General features: G+C 68.0%; 23 protein-coding genes. 22 read left to right on the forward strand and 1 reads right to left on the reverse strand.

Annotated elements, in window-relative coordinates; translation table 11 throughout:
- Positions 1 to 3: 3 nt before the first annotated feature.
- The 8 genes from lysA (at position 4) to prmC (ending at position 10,371) form a co-directional block, all read left to right on the forward strand.
- Entirely contained in the window at positions 4 to 1,425 is a 1,422-nt protein-coding gene (lysA, locus tag KO481_RS09595; RefSeq protein ID WP_215916603.1) for a diaminopimelate decarboxylase, read from the forward strand.
- A complete protein-coding gene (locus KO481_RS09600) occupies positions 1,422 to 2,753 on the forward strand; it encodes a homoserine dehydrogenase (protein WP_215916604.1) in 1,332 nt (443 codons plus the stop codon). Before lysA ends, KO481_RS09600 begins: the two co-directional genes overlap by 4 nt.
- A complete protein-coding gene (gene thrC, locus KO481_RS09605) occupies positions 2,750 to 3,844 on the forward strand; it encodes a threonine synthase (protein ID WP_215916605.1) in 1,095 nt (364 codons plus the stop codon). Before KO481_RS09600 ends, thrC begins: the two co-directional genes overlap by 4 nt.
- 37 nt (positions 3,845 to 3,881) lie before the next feature.
- The gene (thrB, locus tag KO481_RS09610) at positions 3,882 to 4,823 is read left to right on the forward strand and encodes a homoserine kinase (protein ID WP_215916732.1); all 942 of its coding nucleotides are present in this window, start codon (positions 3,882 to 3,884) and stop codon (positions 4,821 to 4,823) included.
- A gap of 320 nt (positions 4,824 to 5,143) precedes the next feature.
- Positions 5,144 to 7,141, forward strand: a complete 1,998-nt coding sequence (gene rho, locus KO481_RS09615; RefSeq protein WP_215916606.1) for a transcription termination factor Rho — start codon at positions 5,144 to 5,146, stop codon at positions 7,139 to 7,141.
- 775 nt (positions 7,142 to 7,916) lie between these two features.
- Entirely contained in the window at positions 7,917 to 8,144 is a 228-nt protein-coding gene (rpmE, locus tag KO481_RS09620) for a 50S ribosomal protein L31 (RefSeq protein WP_215916607.1), read from the forward strand.
- Between the two features lie 99 nt (positions 8,145 to 8,243).
- Positions 8,244 to 9,323, forward strand: a complete 1,080-nt coding sequence (prfA, locus tag KO481_RS09625) for a peptide chain release factor 1 (protein ID WP_215916608.1) — start codon at positions 8,244 to 8,246, stop codon at positions 9,321 to 9,323.
- Between the two features lie 166 nt (positions 9,324 to 9,489).
- Positions 9,490 to 10,371, forward strand: a complete 882-nt coding sequence (prmC, locus tag KO481_RS09630) for a peptide chain release factor N(5)-glutamine methyltransferase (RefSeq protein WP_215916609.1) — start codon at positions 9,490 to 9,492, stop codon at positions 10,369 to 10,371.
- On the opposite strand, the gene KO481_RS44280 is transcribed toward prmC, so the two are convergent.
- A complete protein-coding gene (locus KO481_RS44280) occupies positions 10,359 to 10,490 on the reverse strand; it encodes a type II toxin-antitoxin system YoeB family toxin (RefSeq protein ID WP_215916733.1) in 132 nt (43 codons plus the stop codon). The genes prmC and KO481_RS44280 overlap by 13 nt on opposite strands.
- Positions 10,491 to 10,530: 40 nt before the next feature.
- Here KO481_RS44280 and KO481_RS09640 point away from each other — a divergent pair, with 40 nt between their 5' ends.
- The 14 genes from KO481_RS09640 to KO481_RS09705 all read left to right on the forward strand — a co-directional run bounded on the left by KO481_RS09640 (position 10,531) and on the right by KO481_RS09705 (position 22,818).
- Entirely contained in the window at positions 10,531 to 11,028 is a 498-nt protein-coding gene (locus KO481_RS09640) for a MarR family winged helix-turn-helix transcriptional regulator (protein WP_308166459.1), read from the forward strand.
- Positions 11,029 to 11,124: 96 nt separating this feature from the next.
- Positions 11,125 to 11,964, forward strand: coding sequence for an ABC transporter ATP-binding protein (locus KO481_RS09645; RefSeq protein WP_215916610.1), 840 nt, complete (start codon positions 11,125 to 11,127; stop codon positions 11,962 to 11,964).
- A gap of 77 nt (positions 11,965 to 12,041) precedes the next feature.
- Positions 12,042 to 12,884 (forward strand): ABC transporter permease, encoded by an 843-nt coding sequence (locus KO481_RS09650; RefSeq protein ID WP_215916611.1) that lies wholly within the window; start codon positions 12,042 to 12,044, stop codon positions 12,882 to 12,884.
- A gap of 63 nt (positions 12,885 to 12,947) precedes the next feature.
- Entirely contained in the window at positions 12,948 to 13,613 is a 666-nt protein-coding gene (locus KO481_RS09655; RefSeq protein WP_215916612.1) for an L-threonylcarbamoyladenylate synthase, read from the forward strand.
- 11 nt (positions 13,614 to 13,624) lie between these two features.
- Positions 13,625 to 14,812 carry an MraY family glycosyltransferase gene (locus KO481_RS09660; RefSeq protein ID WP_215916613.1) on the forward strand — a complete coding sequence of 396 codons (1,188 nt, stop codon included), beginning with the start codon at positions 13,625 to 13,627 and terminating at the stop codon, positions 14,810 to 14,812.
- 171 nt (positions 14,813 to 14,983) lie between these two features.
- Positions 14,984 to 15,433, forward strand: coding sequence for a Cg1360 family ATP-synthase-associated protein (locus KO481_RS09665; RefSeq protein ID WP_215916614.1), 450 nt, complete (start codon positions 14,984 to 14,986; stop codon positions 15,431 to 15,433).
- A gap of 252 nt (positions 15,434 to 15,685) precedes the next feature.
- Positions 15,686 to 16,519, forward strand: a complete 834-nt coding sequence (gene atpB / locus KO481_RS09670; RefSeq protein WP_215916615.1) for a F0F1 ATP synthase subunit A — start codon at positions 15,686 to 15,688, stop codon at positions 16,517 to 16,519.
- A gap of 80 nt (positions 16,520 to 16,599) precedes the next feature.
- On the forward strand, positions 16,600 to 16,848 hold the full coding sequence (locus KO481_RS09675) for an ATP synthase F0 subunit C (RefSeq protein ID WP_215916616.1): 249 nt from the start codon (positions 16,600 to 16,602) through the stop codon (positions 16,846 to 16,848).
- A gap of 5 nt (positions 16,849 to 16,853) precedes the next feature.
- Positions 16,854 to 17,408, forward strand: a complete 555-nt coding sequence (locus tag KO481_RS09680) for a F0F1 ATP synthase subunit B (RefSeq protein WP_215916617.1) — start codon at positions 16,854 to 16,856, stop codon at positions 17,406 to 17,408.
- A 17-nt stretch (positions 17,409 to 17,425) separates the two neighbouring features.
- Positions 17,426 to 18,235 (forward strand): F0F1 ATP synthase subunit delta, encoded by an 810-nt coding sequence (locus tag KO481_RS09685; RefSeq protein ID WP_215916735.1) that lies wholly within the window; start codon positions 17,426 to 17,428, stop codon positions 18,233 to 18,235.
- Between the two features lie 57 nt (positions 18,236 to 18,292).
- Positions 18,293 to 19,930, forward strand: a complete 1,638-nt coding sequence (atpA, locus tag KO481_RS09690; protein WP_215916618.1) for a F0F1 ATP synthase subunit alpha — start codon at positions 18,293 to 18,295, stop codon at positions 19,928 to 19,930.
- A 54-nt stretch (positions 19,931 to 19,984) separates the two neighbouring features.
- Positions 19,985 to 20,956, forward strand: a complete 972-nt coding sequence (locus KO481_RS09695) for a F0F1 ATP synthase subunit gamma (RefSeq protein WP_215916619.1) — start codon at positions 19,985 to 19,987, stop codon at positions 20,954 to 20,956.
- Positions 20,957 to 20,979: 23 nt separating this feature from the next.
- Positions 20,980 to 22,428, forward strand: a complete 1,449-nt coding sequence (gene atpD / locus KO481_RS09700; protein ID WP_215916620.1) for a F0F1 ATP synthase subunit beta — start codon at positions 20,980 to 20,982, stop codon at positions 22,426 to 22,428.
- Between the two features lie 6 nt (positions 22,429 to 22,434).
- Positions 22,435 to 22,818, forward strand: coding sequence for a F0F1 ATP synthase subunit epsilon (locus KO481_RS09705; protein ID WP_215916621.1), 384 nt, complete (start codon positions 22,435 to 22,437; stop codon positions 22,816 to 22,818).
- Positions 22,819 to 22,974: the final 156 nt, after the last annotated feature.

Below are 22,974 nucleotides of genomic sequence, written 5' to 3' on the forward strand. Positions count from 1 at the left end.
ACTTTGAGCGCGCACCCGGCGGGACCTCGGCACGCCGAGATTCCGCATGCCCCGAATCTGCCGGAGCGGCCCGGTGACCCGGCACGGATGACCGAGCTGCCCGCGAATGTATGGCCCCGCAACGCCTCCCGCGGCGACGACGGCGTGGTGCGGCTGGCCGGCGTGCCCGTGACCGAGCTCGCCGAGCGGTTCGGCACCCCGCTGTTCGTGGTCGACGAGGACGACTTCCGTTCCCGCTGCCGGGACATGGTGCGCGCGTTCGGCGCCAATACCCGAGTCCACTACGCCTCCAAGGCATTTCTGTGCGGCGAGGTCGCGCGCTGGGTCCGCGACGAGGGTCTGTCCCTGGACGTGTGTTCCGGCGGCGAGCTGGCCGTCGCACTGCACGCCGATTTCCCCGCCGAGCGAATCGCCCTGCACGGCAACAACAAATCCGTCACCGAACTCGACGCCGCCGTGCGGGCCGGGGTCGGCCACATCGTGGTGGATTCGCTGATCGAGATCGATCGGCTGGAGGCCGTGGCCGGTCGCGCCGGGGTGGTGCAGGACGTGCTGGTCCGTGTCACGGTCGGCGTGGAAGCCCATACCCACGAATACATTTCGACCGCGCACGAGGATCAGAAGTTCGGGTTCTCGATCGCCGGCGGCGGCGCCATGGAGGCCCTGGCGCGGGTGTTCGAGGCGCAGAATCTGCGCCTGGTCGGCCTGCACAGCCACATCGGCTCGCAGATCTTCGACATCGACGGCTTCGAGATCTCTGCCCGGCGCATGCTGCGCCTGCTCAGCGATGCGATCGCCAAGTTCGGCGTGGCGCGCACCGAGCAGATTCACACCCTGGATCTCGGTGGCGGACTGGGCATTTCGTATCTGCCGAGCGACGACCCGCCACCCCTGGACGACTTCGCGCGCAAGGTATGCGATCTGGTCGCCGACGAGGCCGCCCTGATCGGGCTGCCCGCCCCGCAGATCGCGGTCGAGCCGGGCCGCGCCATCGCCGGCCCGGGCACCGTCACGCTCTACGAGGTCGGCACCATCAAGGACGTCGCCCTCGACGCCGGCGCCCAGCGCCGCTACATCAGTGTCGACGGCGGGATGAGCGACAACATTCGCCCCGCGCTGTATCAGGCCGACTACGACTGCCGCCTGGTCTCGCGCACGTCCGCCGCGCCCGCGGTGGTAGCTCGCGTGGTCGGAAAGCATTGCGAGAGCGGCGATATCGTCATTCGAGACGCGTGGATGCCCGAGGATGTCGGCCCGGGCGATCTGATCGCGGTGGCCGCGACGGGCGCGTACTGCTACTCGATGTCGAGCCGGTACAACCTGTTGACCCGCCCGGCGGTGGTCGCCGTGCGCGCGGGCGAGGCCCGCCTGATCCTGCGCCGCGAGACGGTGAACGATCTGTTGAGCTTGGAGGTGCAGTCATGACTGGCGCATTCGGATCCGATCATCCGATCGGAGTCGCGGTCCTGGGCATGGGCAATGTCGGCGCCGAGGTGGTACGCATCATCCTCAACAACGCCGAGGACCTGCGTCAGCGCGTGGGCGCCCCGCTGGTGCTGCGGGGAGTCGCGGTGCGCCGCCTCGACATCGACCGCGGCATCCCGGCCGAGCTGCTGACCACCGACGCGCGCGCCCTGGTCACCCGCGACGACGTGGACCTGGTCGTGGAGGTGATGGGCGGCATCGATCCGGCCCGCGAGCTGATCGGGGCCGCGCTGAACGCCGGCAAATCCGTGGTCACCGCGAACAAGGCGCTGCTGGCCGATTACACCGGCGAGCTGGCCGCGGCCGCCGAGAACTCGCGCGCCGACCTGTATTTCGAGGCCGCCGTGGCCGGCGCGATCCCGGTGGTGCGCCCGCTGATCCAGTCGCTGTCCGGTGACCGGGTCAACCGCGTCGTGGGAATCGTCAACGGCACAACCAATTTCATCCTCTCGGCGATGGACGAGACCGGCGCCGACTACGGGCAGATGCTCGCCGACGCGCAGCGGCTGGGCTATGCCGAGGCCGACCCGACCGCCGACGTCGAGGGCTACGACGCCGCCGCCAAGGCCGCGATCCTGGCCTCGCTGGCCTTCCACACCCGGGTGACCGCCGCCGACGTCTACCGCGAGGGCATCTCCAAGATCACCGCCGAGGACCTGGAGACCGCCGCGGCCGTCGGTTGCACGGTCAAGCTGCTGGCGATCTGCGAGCGCGTGCCCGGCCAGCCCAGCGCGGACGAGGGCGGCAAGGACCGCATCTCGGTGCGCGTGTATCCCGCGCTGATCCCGCGCAAGCATCCGCTGTCCGCGGTCACCGGCGCGTTCAACGCCGTCGTCGTGGAGGCCGAGAACGCGGGCCGGCTGATGTTCTACGGCCAGGGTGCCGGTGGCGCGCCGACCGCCTCCGCGGTGATGGGCGATCTGGTGATGGCCGCCCGCAACAAGTTCTTCGGTGGCCGCGCGCCGGGCGAATCGGTCTATGCTGAGCTGCCGATCGCGCCGATCGGCGACACGCCCACCCGCTACCACGTGAACCTGCAGGTCGCCGACCGTACCGGGGTTTTACAGGCCGTCGCCGGCGAGTTCGCCCAGCATGGGGTCAGCATCTCGACGGTCCGCCAGGAGGGCTCCGACGCGGGCGCCCGACTGGTCGTGGTGACCCACCACGCGTCCGAGTCGGCGCTGGCCGATACGGTGGCCGCACTGGCCGAGCTGGAATCCGTCACATCCGTGACCAGCGTCTTGAGATTGGAAGGCACCGAGGAATGAACAAGGCAGGAGTGCCCCTTCCCGCCGCGGTACACACCCCCTGGCCGGGCCTGATCGAGGCATACCGCGATCGTCTCGCGGTCGGCGCGGACTGGGAGACGGTCACGCTGTTCGAGGGCGGCACCCCGCTGGTGCCGGCGCATCATCTCTCGCAGCTCACCGGCTGTGAGGTATATCTCAAGGTCGAGGGCCTGAACCCGACCGGATCCTTCAAGGATCGCGGCATGACCGTGGCGATGACCGATGCCAAGGCCCGCGGTCAGAAGGCCGTGCTGTGCGCCTCCACCGGCAACACCTCGGCGTCGGCCGCGGCGTACGCCACCCGGGCAGGCATGCACTGCGCGGTGCTGATCCCGCAGGGCAAGATCGCGATGGGCAAGCTGGCCCAGGCCGTCATGCTCGGCGCCAAGATCATCCAGGTGGACGGCAACTTCGACGACTGCCTCGAGCTCGCCCGCAAGGTGACCGCGGAATTCCCGCAGGTCGGCCTCGTGAACTCCGTCAACCCGGCCCGCATCGAGGGCCAGAAGACCGCGGCCTTCGAGATCTGCGATGCCCTCGGCCGCGCCCCCGACGTGCACGCGCTGCCGGTCGGTAACGCGGGCAACATCACCGCGTACTGGAAGGGCTACAGCGAGTATCACGCCGACGGCCTCACCACCGGCCGCCCGCGCATGCTCGGTGTGCAGGCTGCCGGGGCCGCGCCGCTGGTCAACGGGGCGCCGGTGAAGAACCCCGAGACGATCGCCACCGCCATCCGAATCGGCGCGCCCGCGTCGTGGAACAGCGCGGTCGCGGCGAAGGAGGAGTCCGGTGGCGCCTTCCGCGCGGCCACCGACGCGGAGATCCTCGAGGCGTACCGCCTCGTCGCGAGCACCGAGGGCGTCTTCGTCGAGCCCGCCTCGGCCGCCAGCGTGGCCGGGCTGCTGGCCGCGCGCAAGGAGGGCTGGCTCGATGACGGGCTGACCGTGGTCTGCACCGTGACCGGCAACGGCCTCAAGGATCCGGACACCGCGCTCTTGGGCATGCCCGAGGTGCAGGCGATCGCGGTCGACCCGGTCGCGGTCGCCCATGAGCTGGAACTAGCCTGAGGTGAGTCATTTCACAGCATCGAGCCGAGCCGGGCAGGTGACCGCAACCCTGCCCGCCGGATTGTGCGTGACGGCGCGGGTGCCCGCGTCCAGCGCCAACCTGGGGCCCGGATTCGATTCCCTGGGCATCGCGCTGGGCCTGTACGACGAGATTGCCGTGCGAACCACCGATTCGGGGCTTACGATTCGGGTGGAAGGCGAGGGTGCCGATGAGGTGCCTTGGGACTCTTCACATCTCGTGGTACGCGCGATCCAAAGGGGGCTGGAATCGGCGGGTGTGTGGGCCGACGGCCTGGATGTGGTGTGCCGCAATGTGATTCCGCATTCGCGGGGGCTGGGATCCTCGGCCTCGGCGGTGGTCGGCGGGCTGGCCGCCGGGCGGGCACTGGCGGCGAAGTTCGATCCGCAACTCGCGGGCAGCGAGGCCGAATTGGTCCAGCTGGCATCGGAATTCGAGGGACATCCCGATAATGCCGCGGCCAGTGTGCTGGGCGGAATTGTGGTGTCCTGGACCGAAAACGATCAGGTGGCCGACGGCGAGCGGCCCGGGCGAGCCTATTTCGCGGTGCGGCTGAGCCCGCATCCGCTGCTGCGGGCGCACGTGCTGGTTCCCGAGGAGCGCTCGGCGACCGCGCACACCCGCGGACTGCTCCCCGAGACCGTCCCGCACGGCGACGCGGCGTTCAACGCCAGTCGCGCCGCGCTCGCGGTGGTGGCGCTGACGCAGCGCCCCGACCTGCTGATACCCGCCACGGCGGACCGGCTGCACCAGGGGTACCGGGCCGGTGCGCTGCCCCTGACAACCGCCTGGATCGCCCGGTTGCGCGCGGCCGGGATCGCCGCCACGGTGTCGGGCGCGGGGCCGACGGTGCTGGCGTTGACCACCGGCGAATTCCCTGCCGAACTGCGCGAACTCGCGATTGCGGAGGGGTTGCGGGTACTCGAGCCGGCCATTTCCGAGGGTGTGCGGACCGATTGACCGCGTGCCTGCCTTGCAGGCATTCCCGCAGGGAGCTATCCTGGGCGAGTCCGTACATCGTGCGCATCAGACGCCGGTGCTTCATTTGGGCAATCGCTCCAGCAGGCTCCTTGCTCAGGCTCGCGACGCGGGTCTCGGATATTGGGGTCGACACTGGAATGATCAATCCCACCTTTGTGAACCGGTGGCGCAGACCTGGTGGCACTAGCCGCTGGTCCGGCGGGGCAGGCGATACGGCATCCGAGCTCGGCACGATGATCGGGCTTCGGGAAGAAACCCTCGAATAAGCACACGGCAATCGAGGGAAGGAAAGGATCTCCGTGACAGATACGGACCTGCTCGCGACACCCGGGGTGGAAACCAATGGACGTACCTCGGACGACCGCGAAAGTGACTCCGGACAGATTTCGAAGATGAGCGAACACACCGACGTCGCACGATCGGGGCTGACAGGAATGTTGTTGCCGCAGTTGCGCGCGCTTGCCGGGGAACTCGGTATCCGAGGCACATCCGGGATGCGTAAGGGCGATCTCATCGCCGCTATCAAGGAGAATCAGTCCAGTTCCGGCAAGCCGACGAAGGGTCGCACCGACGCTGCCGCGGCCGAGGCCAAGCCGGCGCAGGAGGCGCCCGCGGCCGAGGCCGTGCGGGCCCCGTCGTCGCGGTCCAAGTCCGCCCGCGCCGAGCAGCAGACCCTCGACAGCATCGTCGCGGACAAGCCTGCTGCCGAGAAGTCCGCCGGGAAGTCCGAGTCGGGCGCGGCCAAGACGGATTCGCCTGCGCGCCCGGCGGATTCGGCCGAGGATGCCGGGCGGGAGTCGGGTCGTGGCCGTGGTGGCCGCCAGCGCCGGGGGCGCGAGGCGCGTTCGGCCGCTACCGAAACCGCGGAAGCGAAGACCGAGACCAATGGCGCCGAGGCGCGCCCGGAGCAGGAGTCCGGCGAGCGCCGGCGCGACCGAGGCCAGCAGGGCGACCGAGGCCAGCAGGGCGAGCGGAACCAGAACGGCGGCCAGAACCAGGGCAACCGCAACGGCGCGCCCCGCAGCAACGACGGTGACGAAGAGGACGGCCGCGGCCGCCGGGGCCGTCGCTTCCGCGAGCGTCGCCGGGGCCGGGACCGCGAGGGCGGCGCCGCCGGTGGCGAGGGCCGCGAGGTCGAGATCCGTGAGGACGACGTCCTGCAGCCGGTCGCCGGAATCCTCGACGTGCTGGACAACTACGCGTTCGTGCGGACCTCCGGCTACCTGGCCGGCCAGAACGACGTGTACGTCTCGATGAACCTGGTCCGAAAGAACGGCCTGCGCCGCGGTGACGCGATCACCGGTGCGGTGCGTGCGCCCCGCGAGGGCGAGCAGGGCAACCAGCGCCAGAAGTTCGATCCGCTGGTGCGTCTGGACACCGTCAACGGCACCGATCTCGATTCGGCCCGCCGTCGTCCGGAGTTCAACAAGCTGACCCCGCTGTACCCGAACCAGCGGCTGCGGCTCGAGACCACGCCCAACAAGCTGACCACCCGCGTGATCGATCTGATCATGCCGATCGGCAAGGGCCAGCGCGCCCTGATCGTGTCCCCGCCCAAGGCCGGTAAGACCACGATCATGCAGGACATCGCGAACGCGATCGCGACCAACAACCCCGAGTGCTACCTGATGGTGGTGCTGGTCGACGAGCGTCCCGAAGAGGTCACCGACATGCAGCGCTCGGTGCGCGGCGAGGTGATCGCCTCGACGTTCGACCGGCCGCCGGGCGATCACACCTCGGTCGCCGAGCTCGCCATCGAGCGCGCCAAGCGCCTGGTGGAGATGGGCCAGGACGTCGTGGTGCTGCTGGACTCGATCACCCGCCTGGGCCGCGCGTACAACAACTCCTCGCCTGCCTCGGGCCGCATCCTGTCCGGTGGTGTCGACTCGACCGCGCTGTATCCGCCCAAGCGGTTCCTGGGCGCGGCGCGCAACATCGAGAACGGCGGCTCGCTGACGATCATCGCCACCGCCATGGTGGAGACCGGCTCGACCGGTGACACGGTGATCTTCGAGGAGTTCAAGGGCACCGGTAACGCCGAGCTCAAGCTGGACCGCAAGATCGCCGAGCGGCGCGTGTTCCCGGCGGTGGACGTCAACCCGTCCAGCACCCGCCACGACGAGCTGCTGCTGGCGCCCGACGAGGCCGCGGTCATTCACAAGCTGCGGCGCGTGCTCTCCGGTCTGGACTCGCAGCAGGCCATCGATCTGCTGATCGACCGGCTGAAGAAGTCCAAGAACAACATGGAGTTCCTGCTGCAGGTCGCCAAGACCGCACCGGGCGCCATGGACGACTAGAGAATCGAGAGATGAGGGAGGTTCCGCAGAGGCGGGACCTCCCTTTTCTCGCGGTAGCCCCGCCTCGGCGGGGCCGAACTGCGTTCCGGGGGTTGAAGAACAGCACCGCGATGAGGGCCGCGCCCAGGATCAGGATCGCCAGAATCAGCGCGGCGGCCGCGGTGAGGCCGCCGGTCGGGACGGCCGTGACCGTGAACTGGTACGGCTCGTCGCCGGAACCCGGTGTGGGCGCAGGGGTGGTCCGATCTCCCGGCGCGGCCCACCAGCCGATCGCGGCCAGGCCGAGCATCAGCACGACTGCGCTCGCGGCCAGGTATTCCGCGCGCCAACCCCCCGGCAGGGCGCGGATCAACCGCCGCAAGCGCCGCGGCGGTGCCGATCCCGGTGATCGTGATCCCCGAGCTCCCCGAGCGGTGTGGAGATTCACTGGCTGTCCCTCCTGTAACGGCCTGCTCTCACACTGCGAAACTCTATGAACATAAGTGTTCGCATTCTTGAGTAGCGAACTACTTGTCTTCAGCGTGGCTCGAGAGCTGCGAATATGCGTGCCCGTAATTACTTGGGGGCCGCCCGGGGGAGAAACCGACCCGTCGTCCGGACGACGATTTCCCGCCGCGAACGCCGGTGGTCGGGCCGGGCGGTCCGGCGTCCGGGAGGGGGGAACAAACGGGGGAGGAGCGGCGGTTATACTTCTCCGTTGGCAACAATGCCTAGTCGGTTCCGGTTCACGTCCATGGCTACAGCGGGCGACCCGGCGACCATTGAAAGGACACCCATGAAGGCAGGAATCCACCCCACCTACGTGGACACGACCGTCGTCTGCGGTTGTGGCAACACGTTCCAGACTCGCAGCACCAAGGAGTCGGGCCACATCACCGTTGAGGTCTGCTCCCAGTGCCACCCGTTCTACACGGGCAAGCAGAAGATTCTGGACACCGGCGGCCGCGTCGCCCGCTTCGAGGCGCGCTACGGCAAGCGCGCGAAGAACGCCGACGCCAAGTAGCTGCTTACCCGACGCCCGTCCTGCCCGTGCGCAGGGCGGGCGTCGGTGCGTTCTCCAGCCGCGCCGGACAGATGGATCAGACCCGAAGGAGCACCCGCGATGGCCGACAAGACGGCCCCGAACGCGATCGACGACATCCTGGCCGAGCACGCCGGGCTGGAACTGCAGCTGTCCGATCCGGCGCTGCACAACAGCCCGGGCGAGGCGCGGCGCGTCGGCAAGCGGTTCGCCGAGCTCGCTCCGATCATGTCCACCTACACCAAGCTGAACGCCGCGCGGGACGACCTGGCCGCCGCGCGCGAGCTGGCCGCCGACGACGCGTCCTTCGCCGCCGAGGTGCCGGGGCTCGAGGAGCAGGTCGAGGAGCTCGAGAAGGCCCTGACCGACCTGCTCGCCCCGCGCGACCCGCACGACGGCGACGACATCGTGCTCGAGGTGAAATCCGGCGAGGGCGGCGAGGAGTCGGCGCTGTTCGCCTCCGATCTGGCCCGCATGTACATCCGCTATGCCGAGCGGCACGGCTGGAAGGTCGAGGTCCTCGGGGTCACCTACTCCGACCTGGACGGCTACAAGGAGGCCACGTTCTCCATCCGCAGCAAGGAGCCCACCCGCGACGGCGTGTGGTCGCGCCTGAAGTGGGAGGGCGGCGTGCACCGGGTGCAGCGCGTACCGGTCACCGAATCGCAGGGCCGCATCCACACCTCCGCCGCGGGCGTACTGGTCTATCCGGAGCCGGACGAGGTGGCCGAGGTCGAGATCGACGACAAGGATCTGCGCGTCGACGTCTATCGCTCCTCGGGCAAGGGCGGCCAGGGCGTCAATACCACCGACTCGGCCGTGCGCCTGACCCACCTGCCCACCGGCCTGGTGGTGACCTGTCAGAACGAGCGGTCCCAGCTGCAGAACAAGATTCGCGCCAAGCAGGTGCTCGCCGCGCGCCTGCAGGCCCTGGCCGAGGAGCAGGCCGAGCAGGACGCCGCCGCCGGACGTGCCTCGCAGATCCGCACAGTGGATCGCTCCGAGCGCATCCGCACCTACAACTTCCCGGAAAACCGGATCGCCGACCACCGCATCGGCTTCAAGGCCCACAACCTGGATTCGGTGCTGGACGGGGATCTGGATGCCCTGCTGGACGCACTGGTCGAGGCCGATCGCGCCGCCCGGCTGGCCGCGGAGTAACGGGGAATCGTCGTGCATGACGAGGCAGACGCGACAACTGATTTCGCACGCACATGGGTAACTCACCGTGGACGGGCCCACCGGGAGCGGGCCGTCATCCGCCGGCCCGACGAGAAGGTCTCCTGGTAGGCAACGGCACGCTGACATCGCGGAGAGGCGGAACAGTGTGAGTCGCATACAACTCCGTCCCGTGATCAGCCGGGGCGCCGAACGGCTGCGGGCGGCCGGTGTGCACAGCCCCGGCGCCGACGCCGAATTCCTCGCCGCGCACGTGCTCGGCATCGAGCGCTCGCGCCTGGCGCTGGTCCCGATGGTGACCGCGGAGCAGGTGGCCGAGTTCGAGAAGCTGATCGACCGGCGCGCCGAACGCATTCCGCTGCAGCATCTCACGGGCCTCGCGGCCATGGGCGAGCTCGATCTCGAGGTCGGCCCCGGGGTTTTCGTGCCCCGGCCCGAGACCGAGCTGCTGTTCGCCTGGGCGCTGGGGCAATTGGAGGGGATCGGGCACGAACACATGCCCGTCGTCGTGGATCTGTGCACCGGATCGGGCGCCCTGGCGCTCGCGCTCGCCCACGCCCGCCCCGACATCGACGTGCACGCGGTCGAAATCGACCCGGCCGCACGCGAATGGGCGCAACGCAATGCCGATCGTCAGGCGGCCGAGGGGGATACGCCGATTACGCTGCACGCCGGCGACGTAACCGACCCCGGAATCCTGTCCGCCCTGAACGGCCGTGTCGACGTCGTGGTCTCCAATCCGCCGTACATTCCCGAGGGTGCCGCACTCGATCCCGAAGTCGCGGACCACGATCCGCACCTGGCCCTCTTCGGCGGCCCCGACGGCCTGACCGTAATCCGCCCCATGATCGCCACCATCACCCGCCTGCTACGCCCCGGCGGCGTCGCGGCGATCGAGCACGACGACACCAACGGTTCCGGGGTGGCGGCCCTGCTGGTCGCCACTTCCTTCGAAGCCGTCACCGAACACCCCGACCTCGCGGGCAAGCCCCGCTTCGTCACCGCCCGCCGCACCATTCAGTCGCCGTAGCGCCCGCCGACCTGCACCACGACGATCTCGGTGTCGGTCACGTAATAGATCAATCGGTGTTCCTGAGTGATTCGGCGAACAACATTCGGCGCTGTCGATGGCTGGAAAATAGCTCTGATTCAGAGGGAAATTACTCTGGGTTAGAGGTATTCTCGGCGTGTGGAGACGGTGCGCGAGGTCGCTGCCGCCGATCGGGATTCGGTTCCGGAGCTGGTCGGCGGGATGCTTGGGGCGTTCGGGCGGTTCCGCAGGCAGGTGCGGCGGTTGGCGGGGCGGGCCTTCGATCAGCCGGGGATCAGCGATTCGCAGGCCGAGTTCCTGCGGCTGGTCGCGCGGCGGCCGGGGATCTCGGTGAAGGAGGTTGCCGCGGAGATGGGGCTGGCGGCCAACAGTGTGTCGACCTTCGTCAGTGCGCTGGTCAAGGCGGAACTGCTGGTGCGAGAACAGGATTCGGACGATCGGCGGGTGATGCGGCTGTCCCTGCCCGCGTCGGTGCAGCGCACGGTCGACGAAACCCGTAGGCGCAGACACGAAATCGTCGCGGTTGCGCTGGACGATCTCTCCGTGGGCGAGCGCGCGGATCTCATCCGGGGGCTGGCCGTCATCGACAAACTCACTGGCTTGCTGCACGAGCGAGAACAAGGCTCGCGGCGATAAGACCCGGACCTCGGCCGATCACCGCTGACCGACCGGCGTCCGGCACCTGACACTACAGCGAATATCGAACACCGAGCAGGAACAGGGGAGGCCGACATGACGGCGAAACCCGTTGCGCCACCCGGCGATACACCCGCCGTCGAATGCCGCGGCCTGACCCACCGCTACGGCGAGCACACCGTGGTCGACCACCTCCATCTGCGCATCGCGCGCGGCGAGGTGTTCGGCCTGCTCGGCCCCAACGGCGCGGGCAAGACCACCACCATCCGCCTGCTCAACACCCTGATGCCGGTGCAGGAGGGGCGGGTTCGGGTGCTGGGCTTCGAGGTCGGTCGCGAGAACACCGATATCCGGTACAACCTCGGCTATGTGCCCCAGCAGCTCTCGATCGAGGGCGCGCTGACCGGACGGCAGAACGTCGCCTGGTTCGCGCGGCTGTTCGATGTGCCGCGCCGTGAGCGGGCCGCGCGGGTCGAGCAGGTGCTGGCCGCAATGGACCTGCTCGAGGTGGCCGACCGGCTCGCCTCGGGTTACTCCGGGGGGATGGTGCGCCGCCTGGAATTGGCGCAGGCGCTGGTCAACCGGCCCGCGCTGCTGATCCTCGACGAGCCGACCGTCGGGCTGGACCCGATCGCCCGCGACAGCGTCTGGGATCGGGTGCGGGAGCTGCGCCGGCGATTCGGCACGACCGTCCTGCTGACCACCCACTACATGTCCGAGGCCGATGAGCTCTGCGATCGCGTCGCAATGCTGCACCGGGGCGTGCTGCGGGCGGTCGGCTCCCCGGCCGAGCTGAAGGCCGCGCTCGGCCCGAGCGCCACCCTCGAGGACGTGTTCCGCCACCACGCGGGCGCGGGCCTGGACGAGGACACGAACCTGGAGGGAGGGCTGCGCAATGTCCGGAGTACGCGTCGGACCGCTCAGCGGGCGGGCTGAAGTCCCGCCGCCCTCCCCGGGGATACCGTCCGCCACTCGAGCTGGTCTCGTCCGGCGAATCGGAAGGGAGGTGCGCGATGTCCGAAGCCTCCGTCGAACCGCACAGCGAACCCGTTGAGTTTCCGCCCCTGCGCCAGGCGCCGCGGGGCCTGGCCCGCGCGCGGGCACTGAGCTCGCGAATCGGGATATTCGCGCTGGTGGAGTTGCAGAAGCTGCGCCACGATCGCAGCGAGCTGTTCACCCGCGCCGTGCAGCCCGCGCTGTGGATGGTGATCTTCGGCACCACCTTCTCGCGGCTGCACACCATCCCGACCGGGCACCTGGCCTATCTGGACTTCCTGGCGCCGGGCATCATCGCGCAGTCGGCGCTGTTCATCGCCATTTTCTACGGCATCATGCTGATCTGGGAGCGCGACGCCGGCATCCTCAACAAGCTGATGGTGACCCCGACCCCCCGCTCGGCGCTGATCGCCGGCAAATGCTTCGCGGTGGGGGTGCGATCGGTGGCGCAGGTGCTGATCATCGTGGTGCTGGCCCTGATCATGGGCGTGCACCTGACGATGAATCCGCTGAAGCTCCTCGGCGCCATCGTCGTGGTGGTACTGGGTGCCTCCTTCTTCGCCTGCCTGTCCATGACGATCGCCGGGCTGGTGGTCAAGCGCGACCGGCTGATGGGGATCGGCCAGGCCATCACGATGCCGCTGTTCTTCGCCTCCAACGCGCTGTACCCGATCAACCTCATGCCCGGCTGGCTGCGCGCGATCAGCCACGTCAATCCGCTCAGCTACGAGGTCGATGCCCTGCGCGGGCTCCTGATCGGCGCCGCGGACAATCTGTGGCTGGATCTGGGGGTCCTCGTCGCGGCCGCGGTGCTCGGAATCGCCTGCGCCTCGGCCCTTCTCGGCCGCCTGGTGCGTTGAATGGGCGGCTCCTCGGCGACTCCCGTCACACCGCTCTCAGGGGCAACACCTACACTCTCCCGGGTGAGTACCGTCTACGACTGCTCCGATCCCGATACACGCGCCGCCGGGCTGACCGCCGCCCGGACCGCGCTGAAATCCGGACGATTGGCCGTCATCCCGACCGACACGCTGTACGGCATCGCTGCCGACGCGTTCGATTCGGCCGCCGTCGGCGCGCTGCTGGCGGCCAAGCGCCGCGGCCGGGACATGCCGGTGCAGGTGCTGGTCGGCTCGTGGAACACCATCGACGGTCTCGTGTTCTCGGTGCCGCAGTCCGCGCGCGATCTGATTCGAGCCTTCTGGCCGGGTGGGCTGAGCCTGGTGGTGCAGCAGGCACCTTCGCTGGCGTGGGATCTCGGCGACACCCGCGGCACGGTGATGCTGCGGATGCCGCTGCATCCGGTCGCGCTGGAGCTGTTGCGTGAGGTAGGCCCCATCGCGTGCTCGAGCGCGAATATTTCCGGGCAGCCCCCGGCCGCGTCCGCCGAGGAGGCCCGGATCCAGTTCGGTGAGGCAGTGAGCGTTTATCTGGACGGTGGACCGGCCGAGCACGGTGTGGCCTCGACGATCGTCGATCTGACCGGGGACGCGCCGCGCATCCTGCGCGAGGGCGCGATCACCGCCGCGCAGGTGGGCGAGGTCCTGGGTATCGCGCCCGGCGAACTGTCGCCCGAAGTCGCGCGGTGACGGCCTGGTAGATGATATTCAGCCAGGGCGCGGTCGTTCCGCTGCGTGAGCTACTGCTGGTACTGCTGGTGGCGGCGGTGGTGACGCTGCTGTCCACCGGCGCCATTCGGGTGCTGGCGATCAAGTTCGGCGCCGTCGCGGTCCCCCGCGCGCGTGACGTGCACACCAAACCGATTCCGCGAATGGGTGGCGTCGGCATCTACCTGGGCGTGCTGGCCGCGGTGCTGTTCGCCCACCAGTTGCCCGCGCTGCGGCGCGGCTTCGACTATCCCCACGACATCCCGGCGGTGGTGGTCGCGGGCACGCTCATCGTGCTGGTGGGCATCATCGATGACCGGTGGGGTCTGGACGCGCTGACGAAGTTCGTCGGCCAGGTCACCGCCGCCGGCGTGATGGCGGTGATGGGGCTGAGCTGGGTGGCGATCTACAACCCGTTCACCAACACCACCGTGGTGCTGGACCAGCTGTACGGCGGCATGGTGACCGTCGCCATCACGGTCACGATGATCAACGCATGGAATTTCGTGGACGGCCTGGACGGGCTCGCGGCCGGCCTCGGGGTGATCGCGGCCGTGGCGGTGTTCGTATTCGCCGCCGGGCTGCTGTATCAGCAGGGCGGGGCCACCGACGGCTATCCGCCCGCGCTGCTTGCCGCCGCGCTGGCGGGCGGCTGCCTGGGATTTCTGGCACATAATTTCCAGCCCGCGCGAATATTCATGGGCGATTCCGGATCGATGCTGATCGGTCTCATGCTCGCGGCCGTCTCCACCGGCGCGTCCGGCCGAATTCCGCTCACCAGCTACGGCGCCCGCGACATTGTCGGTCTGCTCTCGCCATTGTTGCTGGTGGGGGCCGTGATGTTTATTCCGGTGCTGGATCTGGTGCTCGCTATCGTGCGCCGCGCGCGTGCGGGTGTGAGCTTTTCCACACCGGACAAAATGCATCTGCACCACCGGCTGCTGCAGATCGGACATTCGCAGCGCCGGGTCGTGCTGACCATCTATCTGTGGGTCGGGGTGCTGGCCTTCGCGGCGGTGGGTTCCTCGCTGATCGATCGTCGCCTGGTGGTGCTGCTGTTCGCGGCCGGATTGGTGCTGGCGCTGGTGCTGACCGCGGTGCCCTCGCTGCGCGAGGCCGTGGGCCTGCGGCGCCGGCGCGGTCGTCGGGCGGCGGACGGGCCCGAAGTAAGCGGCGAGTAAACTCGGGCGGCGTGAGCGGAGCGAAGCGCAGCGAACCGATGAGCCGGCGCGCGGTGCGCACGACGGAGCCGAGCGCCAGCGAGGTGGAGTCGTGAGCGGAGCGAAGCGCAGCGAACCGATGAGCCGGCGCGCGGTGCGCACGACGGAGCCGAGCGCCAGCGAGGTGGAGTCGTGAGCACACCGGACAACCATCAGGACGCGCCACTTCGCGGAGCGCTGCGCTACGGCATTGCCGGATTGATTGTGCTGGTGGTGGTTTCGTCCGTCGTCGGTTCGATCGTCGCGGGCCTGGCCGGCCTGTGGGGCGCGCTGATCGGTTCGGCAATCGGCGGGTTCTTCATCCTGACCACGGCCGCTCTGGTGCTGTTCAGTGCGAAATTGGAATCCGGCATTCAGGGCATGGTGATGCTTGCCAGCTGGGTTGGCAAACTCCTGGTTGTCATGATCGTGATCGCCGTGTTGAAGCAGTTCGACTTCTACAGTCGCGGAACGCTGTTCCTCACCGTCGTCGCGGCGCTGCTGATCGTGCTGGGCGCCGAGACGTTCGGTCTACTGCGCCAGCGTGTTCCGATCACGCCCACCCCGGATGACCGGCAACAACAAGATCATTCAAATCTTTGAGCGGGACCCCCTACACAGCGTCGTAGATTGCTTGGTAAACTCTTTACCGTAAGCATCCGATCAGTGGGGGCGATCGCCTCGATCCAGCCACTCCGGGTTATGCTTGCAGCCGTGCCGGACCTCTGGGTTCGGCTCTGCACCGTCGACGATGTCGCCGACGTACAGACGCCTCGAGCGGGATCTTCCCGCCTCAGCTGCTGACGAACCTCGAGCCGACCTCAGTCGACCCACCTGATCGTCAATGTCCGAACCGTGAGTTCACTATGGCTCGCGGCCCGAACACGGGAGAGAACGCTGAGCGTCACCACTTTGGCGGGCGAGTTCCATGCGCCTTCGCTAACCGACTTCTTCCCTTCAGCGGTGCTGTTCGCGGGGACGCCTTTCGAGCTCAACCGGCTGATGCTGATTCGCATCATCATGGCGGCCGTGCTGGTGGCCGTGATGTTGCTCGCATTCCGCAGCCCCAAACTCGTACCGCGCGGTCTGCAGAACGTCGCCGAATACGGACTGGTATTCGTGCGCGAACAGATCTGCTTCGAGGTACTCGGCAAGGAAACCGGCCGCAAGTATTTCCCGCTCATCGCGTCGATCTTCTTCACGGTGCTGTTCCTGAACTTCTCCAGCGTCATCCCGTTCCTGAACGTGTCGTCGAATGCACGTATCGGTATGCCGCTGGTGCTGGCGCTCGTCGCGTACGTCACGTTCAACTACGTCGGCATCAAGAAGTACGGCTTCTGGCGATACCTGCACTCGTCCATCGTGGTGCCCAATGTGCCGTGGGCGATGCACATCCTGCTGATTCCGATCGAGTTCATCTCGACCTTCATCCTGCGCCCGTTCACGCTGACCGTCCGACTCATGGCAAATATGCTCGCCGGACACGTCATGCTGGTGCTGTTCTTCGCGGCCACCCAGTTCTTCCTGTTCGACGGCGCCGTCTGGATGAAGGGCCTGTCCCCGTTCTCGCTGGCCGGCGGTTTCGCCTTCACACTGTTCGAACTGCTGGTCATCTTCCTGCAGGCGTACGTTTTCGCGCTGCTGACAGCCGTGTACATCGGCCTGGCGCAGCATGCGGATTCGCACTGACCTGCGACACAACTGCACACGCACATGAACTGCCCCACCCGCTGCCGGCGGGTGGGCAACAGAAAGGGAAATGAAATCTCATGAGCCTCTCCTACATGGCCACCGAGCTCGCCCAGACCACCGACAAGGTGAGGGGCTACGGCGCCATTGGTTATGGTCTGGCTGCTATCGGCCCCGGCATCGGTGTCGGCATCGTCGTCGGTAAGGCGATCGAGGGCATCGCCCGTCAGCCCGAGCTGCAGGGCACCATCCGGACCAACATGTTCCTGGGTATCGCGTTCACCGAGGCGCTGGCCCTGATCGGTCTCGTCGCCGGCTTCATCTTCTGATTGCCATGAACGGGATGATTTTGCTCGCGGACGCTGGTTCGGATCCGAACCCGCTGATTCCCGAGCCGTACGACATTTTCTGGTCGGCGGTGGTTTTCATCGTCGTCGGCGTCGTCTTCTTCAAGTACGTCGTCCCGCGGTTGACCAAGGTGCTCGACGAACGCTCCGAGAAGATCGAGGGCGGGCTCGAGAAGGCGGAGGTCGCACAGGAGCAGGCGCAGGCCACGCTATCGCAGTACCAGCAGCAACTGGCCGACGCCCGGCTCGAGGCCGCGCGGATCCGTGAAGAGGCGCGCAACCAGGGCCAGCAGATCCTCGCGCAGTTGCGCGCGGAGGCGCAGGCCGAGGCCGACCGCATCGTGGCGTCCGGGCACGCACAGCTCGAGGCGCAACGTCAGCAGATCGTGACCGAGCTTCGTTCCGAACTCGGCCACACTGCGGTAGACCTTGCTGAGAAGATCATCGGGCAGTCCGTGGCCGATGAGGCCAAGCAGGCTGCGTCCATCGACCGGTTCCTTGCAGAATTGGATCTGCAGGCAGGCATCGGGGTCGGAAGGTAACGACACAAGTGGGAAGCATGTACGCAGCGAGCCGCGAGGCGAACTCCCGTGCCCGGGAAGCTCTTTCGGCCGCTCTCACCGGGAGTGACACCGTCGCCGCCACGACGGGTTCCGAATTGTTCGCCGTCGTCGACGTGCTCGACGACCAGCGTTCGTTGCGTGTGGCGCTCGCAGACAAGTCGGTGGCCAGCTCGGCGCGCGCCGAGCTGGCCGAACGGCTCTTCGGCGGAAAGATCAGCGTGGCCACGCAGGCCGTGCTGACCACCGCCGTCGCCCAGGACTGGTCCCGTAGCCGGGATCTGGTCGACACCCTCGTCCTGCTCGGGCGGGAGGCGCTGCTGCGTGCCGCGGCCGACCGCGGGCGCATCGACGCGGTCGAGGACGAACTGTTCCGGCTCGGCCGGATCGTCGAGGACCATCCGGACCTCGAGCAGGCGCTGGCCGACCGCGGCAAGTCGGCGCAGGCCAAGCGGGAGCTGGTCGCACGCCTGCTCACCGGAAAGGTCGAGGACGTCACCCTCCAGCTCGCCGAGCAGGCCGTGAGCCGCTCGCGCGGCGACGTGGGCACGGCCTTCGACGAGCTGTCCGATCTGGCCGCGGCGCTGCGCAAGCAGATCGTGGCGCACGTGCGGGCGGCGACCGAGCTGACGCAGCAGCAGCGCGAGCAGTTGGCGGCCTCGCTGCAGCGCATCTACGACCGGCCGATCACCGTGCATGTCCAGGTCGACCCGGAGCTGCTGGCCGGTGTCGTCGTGCGCGTCGGCGACGACGTGATCGACGGCAGCGCCGTCGGGCGGCTTGCGCGCCTGCGGCAGACGCTCCTCTAGCCGACACCGGCACCCCACAACGACATTCCAGACCAGACCAGCGAGAGCAGGAAGAACATGGCGGAGCTGACGATCTCCCCCGATGAGATCCGTAGCGCGATCGAGAGCTACACCCAGGCCTACACCCCCGAGACCTCCATCGAGGAGGTCGGCACGGTCACCGACACCAGCGACGGCATCGCGCACGTCAGCGGCCTGCCCTCGGCGATGGCCAACGAGCTGCTCGAATTTCCGGGCGGCGTGTTGGGCGTCGCACTGAACCTGGAGGACACCGAGATCGGTGCGGTCATCCTGGGTGAGTTCGACACCATCGAGGAGGGCCAGACGGTCCGCCGCACCGGCGACGTGCTCTCGGTGCCCGTCGGCGACAAGTTCCTGGGCCGCGTGGTCAACCCGCTCGGCCAGCCGATCGACGGCCTGGGCGAGATCGAGGCCGACGACCGCCGCGTGCTCGAGCTGCAGGCGGCCACGGTGCTCCAGCGCCAGCCCGTCGGCGAGCCGATGGCCACCGGCATCACCGCCATCGACGCCCTGACCGCCATCGGCCGCGGCCAGCGTCAGCTGATCATCGGCGACCGCAAGACCGGTAAGACCGCGGTCTGCATCGATGCCATCCTGAACCAGAAGGCGAACTGGGAGTCGGGCGATCCGACCAAGCAGATGCGCTGCATCTACGTCGCCATCGGTCAGAAGGGCTCCACCATCGCGGGCGTGAAGGCCGCGCTGGAGGCGCAGGGCGCGATGGAGTACACCACCATCGTCGCGGCGCCCGCGTCGGACTCCGCCGGCTTCAAATGGCTTGCGCCCTACACCGGTTCGGCCATCGGCCAGCACTGGATGTACCAGGGCAAGCACGTGCTGATCGTGTTCGACGACCTGTCCAAGCAGGCCGAGGCCTACCGCTCGATCTCGCTGCTGCTGCGCCGCCCGCCGGGCCGCGAGGCGTACCCCGGCGACGTGTTCTACCTGCACTCGCGCCTGCTGGAGCGCTGCGCGAAGCTCTCGGACGAGATGGGCGCCGGCTCGATGACCGCGCTGCCGATCATCGAGACCAAGGCCGGTGACGTCTCGGCGTTCATCCCGACCAACGTCATCTCCATCACCGACGGCCAGGTCTTCCTCGAGTCCGACCTGTTCAACAAGGGTGTGCGCCCGGCGATCAACGTCGGTACCTCCGTCTCCCGTGTCGGTGGCGCCGCCCAGACCAAGGGCATGAAGCAGGTCGCCGGTTCGCTGCGCCTCGAGCTGGCCCAGTACCGCGAGCTGGAGGCGTTCTCCGCCTTCGCCTCCGACCTGGATGCCGCCTCGCTGGCCCAGCTCGAGCGCGGCGCCCGCTGGGTCGAGCTGCTCAAGCAGAACCAGTACTCGCCGGTCGCGGTCGAGGACCAGATCGTGTCGATCTTCCTGGTCGACGCGGGCTACTACGACACCGTCCCGGTCGGCGACGTGCGCCGCTTCAACTCCGAGCTGCTCGAGAGCCTGCACCGCACCGCGGCCGAGGCATTCAAGGCCATCGAGGGCGGCAAGAAGCTCGAGGGCGAGACGGCGGACAAGTTCAAGGCCGAGACCGATCGCTTCAAGCAGGGCTTCATCGCCGCTGACGGCAGCCGCGTGGTCAACGAGGCCGCCGCGGGCAAGCTGGACCACGAAGAGGTCGAGTCCGTCGCCGTCCACCGCAAGCACGTCGAGAAGTAACGCGGGCGAGCCAATGGGATTGTCGGACAAGACGAATGAAGGGAGGCGGTAGGCATGGCAAGTATTCGCGAACTGCGCTCCCGCATTCGTAGTGTGAGTTCGATCAAGAAGATCACCAAGGCGCAGGAGCTGATCGCGACCTCGCGAATCAGCAAGGCGCAGGCCCGGGTCGCCGCCGCGAAGCCGTATGCGGAGGAGATCACCAAGGTGCTCGGCGAACTCGCCGGCGCCTCGCAGAATCTCTCGCATCCGCTGCTGGTCGAGCGGGCCCAGCCGACCCGCGCCGCGATCCTGGTGATCACCAGCGACCGCGGTATGTGCGGCGGCTACAACTCCAACGTGCTCAGGCGCGCGGAGGAGCTCATGCAGACGCTGCGCTCCGAGGGCAAGGAGCCGGTGATCTACGTGATGGGCGCGAAGGGTGTGACCTACTACACCTTCCGCAGCCGCCGTCCGTTGGGTTCGTGGACGGGGTTCTCCCAGCAGCCGCACTACACCGACGCGTCGGAGGCCTGCAACCACCTGGTGGAGGCCTTCATGGCCGGCTCCCAGGAGCAGGTTCCGGCGCCGAGCGGCGAGGGCACCGTCGCCGGCGTGGACGAGCTGCACATCGTCTACACCCGGTTCGTGTCGATGCTGTCGCAGGTGCCGGAGGTTCGCCGGCTGGCACCGATCCACGTGGACTACATCGAGGAGACCTACGAGCTCGGCGAGGACATGCTGTCCGATTCGCCGACCGCGCAGATCAGTTCGCTGTACGAGTTCGAGCCCGATGCGGACAAGCTGCTCGGCGCGCTGTTGCCGAAGTACATCAACACCCGCATCTACTCGTCATTGCTCGAGGCCGCGGCCTCGGAGTCGGCCGCGCGCCGCACCGCAATGAAGGCGGCCACCGACAACGCCACCGATCTGGTCAGCACGCTGACCCGGCAGGCGAACTCGGCACGGCAGGCCCAGATCACGCAGGAAATCAGCGAAATCGTCGGCGGCGCAAACGCGCTGGCGTCGGCATCGGATCGCGACTAGCCCGTCCATCCAGAAAGAGAACAATGACCGCATCTCTCACACAAGAGAACACGAGCCGGGCGGGCGCTGGCACAGGCCGCGTCGCCCGGATCATCGGCCCCGTCGTCGACGTCGAGTTCCCGCGGGGTTCCATCCCGGAGCTGTTCAACGCCCTGCACGCGCAGGTCACGCTGCCCTCGGTGGCCAAGACCCTGACCCTCGAGGTCGCGCAGCACCTGGGCGACAACATCGTTCGCACCATCTCGATGCAGCCGACCGACGGCCTGGTCCGCGGCGTGCCCGTCGAGGACACCGGCAAGCCGATCTCGGTGCCCGTCGGTGACGTCGTCAAGGGCCACGTCTTCAACGCCCTCGGCGACTGCCTCGACGCGCCGGGCACCGGCCGCGACGGCGAGCAGTGGGGCATCCACCGCCAGCCGCCGTCGTTCGACCAGCTCGAGGGCAAGACCGAGATCCTCGAGACCGGTGTGAAGGTCATCGACCTGCTGACCCCGTACGTCAAGGGCGGCAAGATCGGTCTGTTCGGTGGCGCCGGTGTCGGCAAGACCGTTCTGATCCAGGAGATGATCACCCGTATCGCCCGCGAGTTCTCCGGCACCTCGGTGTTCGCGGGCGTCGGTGAGCGCACCCGTGAGGGCACCGACCTGCACCTGGAAATGGAGGAGATGGGCGTCCTTCAGGACACCGCCCTCGTCTTCGGCCAGATGGACGAGCCGCCGGGCACGCGTATGCGCGTGGCCCTCTCGGCACTGACCATGGCGGAGTACTTCCGCGATGTGCAGAACCAGGACGTGCTGCTGTTCATCGACAACATCTTCCGGTTCACCCAGGCCGGTTCCGAGGTCTCGACCCTGCTGGGCCGCATGCCTTCGGCCGTCGGTTACCAGCCGACCCTGGCCGACGAGATGGGCCAGCTGCAGGAGCGCATCACCTCGACCCGTGGCCGCTCGATCACCTCGATGCAGGCGATCTACGTGCCCGCGGACGACTACACCGACCCGGCGCCGGCGACCACCTTCGCCCACCTGGATGCGACCACCGAGCTCTCCCGCCCGATTTCGCAGAAGGGTATCTACCCCGCCGTCGACCCGCTGACCTCGACCTCCCGCATTCTGGAGGCCTCGATCCTGGGTCAGCGGCACTTCGATGTGGCCAACGAGGTCAAGCGAATCCTGCAGAAGTACAAGGAACTTCAGGACATCATCGCGATTCTGGGTATGGACGAGCTCTCCGAGGAGGACAAGGTCCTCGTCGGTCGCGCCCGTCGCCTGGAGAAGTTCCTGGGCCAGAACTTCATCGTCGCCGAGAAGTTCACCGGCCAGCCGGGTTCGGTCGTGCCGCTGGAGCAGACCATCGACGACTTCGACCGCGTCTGCAAGGGCGAGTTCGACCACTTCCCCGAGCAGGCGTTCAACTCCTGCGGTGGCCTGGACGACGTCGAGGCGGCCGCGAAGAAGATCGCCGGGAAGTAGGCCACCATGGCTGACATGTCAGTGGATCTGGTCTCGATCGAGCGCCGGCTGTGGTCCGGGACGGCGAGCTTCGTCAGCGCCCAGACCACCGAGGGCCAGATCGGTATTCTGCACGGCCACGAGCCGGTGCTGGGCCAGCTCGTCGAGGGCGGCGTCGTGACGATCGTCGGGACCGAGGGCGAGCGGATCGTCGCGGCGGTGAACGGCGGATTCTTCTCGGTTACCGGCGCCACCGTGCGGATTCTCGCGGAGACAGCGGATTTCGCGGGCGATGTGGATGTCGATGCGGCCCGCGCGGTGCTGGCCGACCCGAACGCCACCGAGCAGGAGCGCAACATGGCCACGGGCCGCGTGCGGGCGGTCGAGGCCGCCGGCTCGAGCTCCATATAGCGAAATCGCATTCACCAACGAGTGGCGATTCCGGGCAAATCCGGAATCGCCACTCGTTTTTTGTGTCTCGGGTCGTTCTATCGGATTGCGCTGGGGGAGAACCATTCTCGCGGGCGCGGTGGTCTCGGCGGCCGACGCAGCGACACAATTCGATGC

The sequence above is a fragment of the Nocardia albiluteola genome (assembly GCF_018860155.1).
GTDB lineage: Bacteria > Actinomycetota > Actinomycetes > Mycobacteriales > Mycobacteriaceae > Nocardia > Nocardia albiluteola.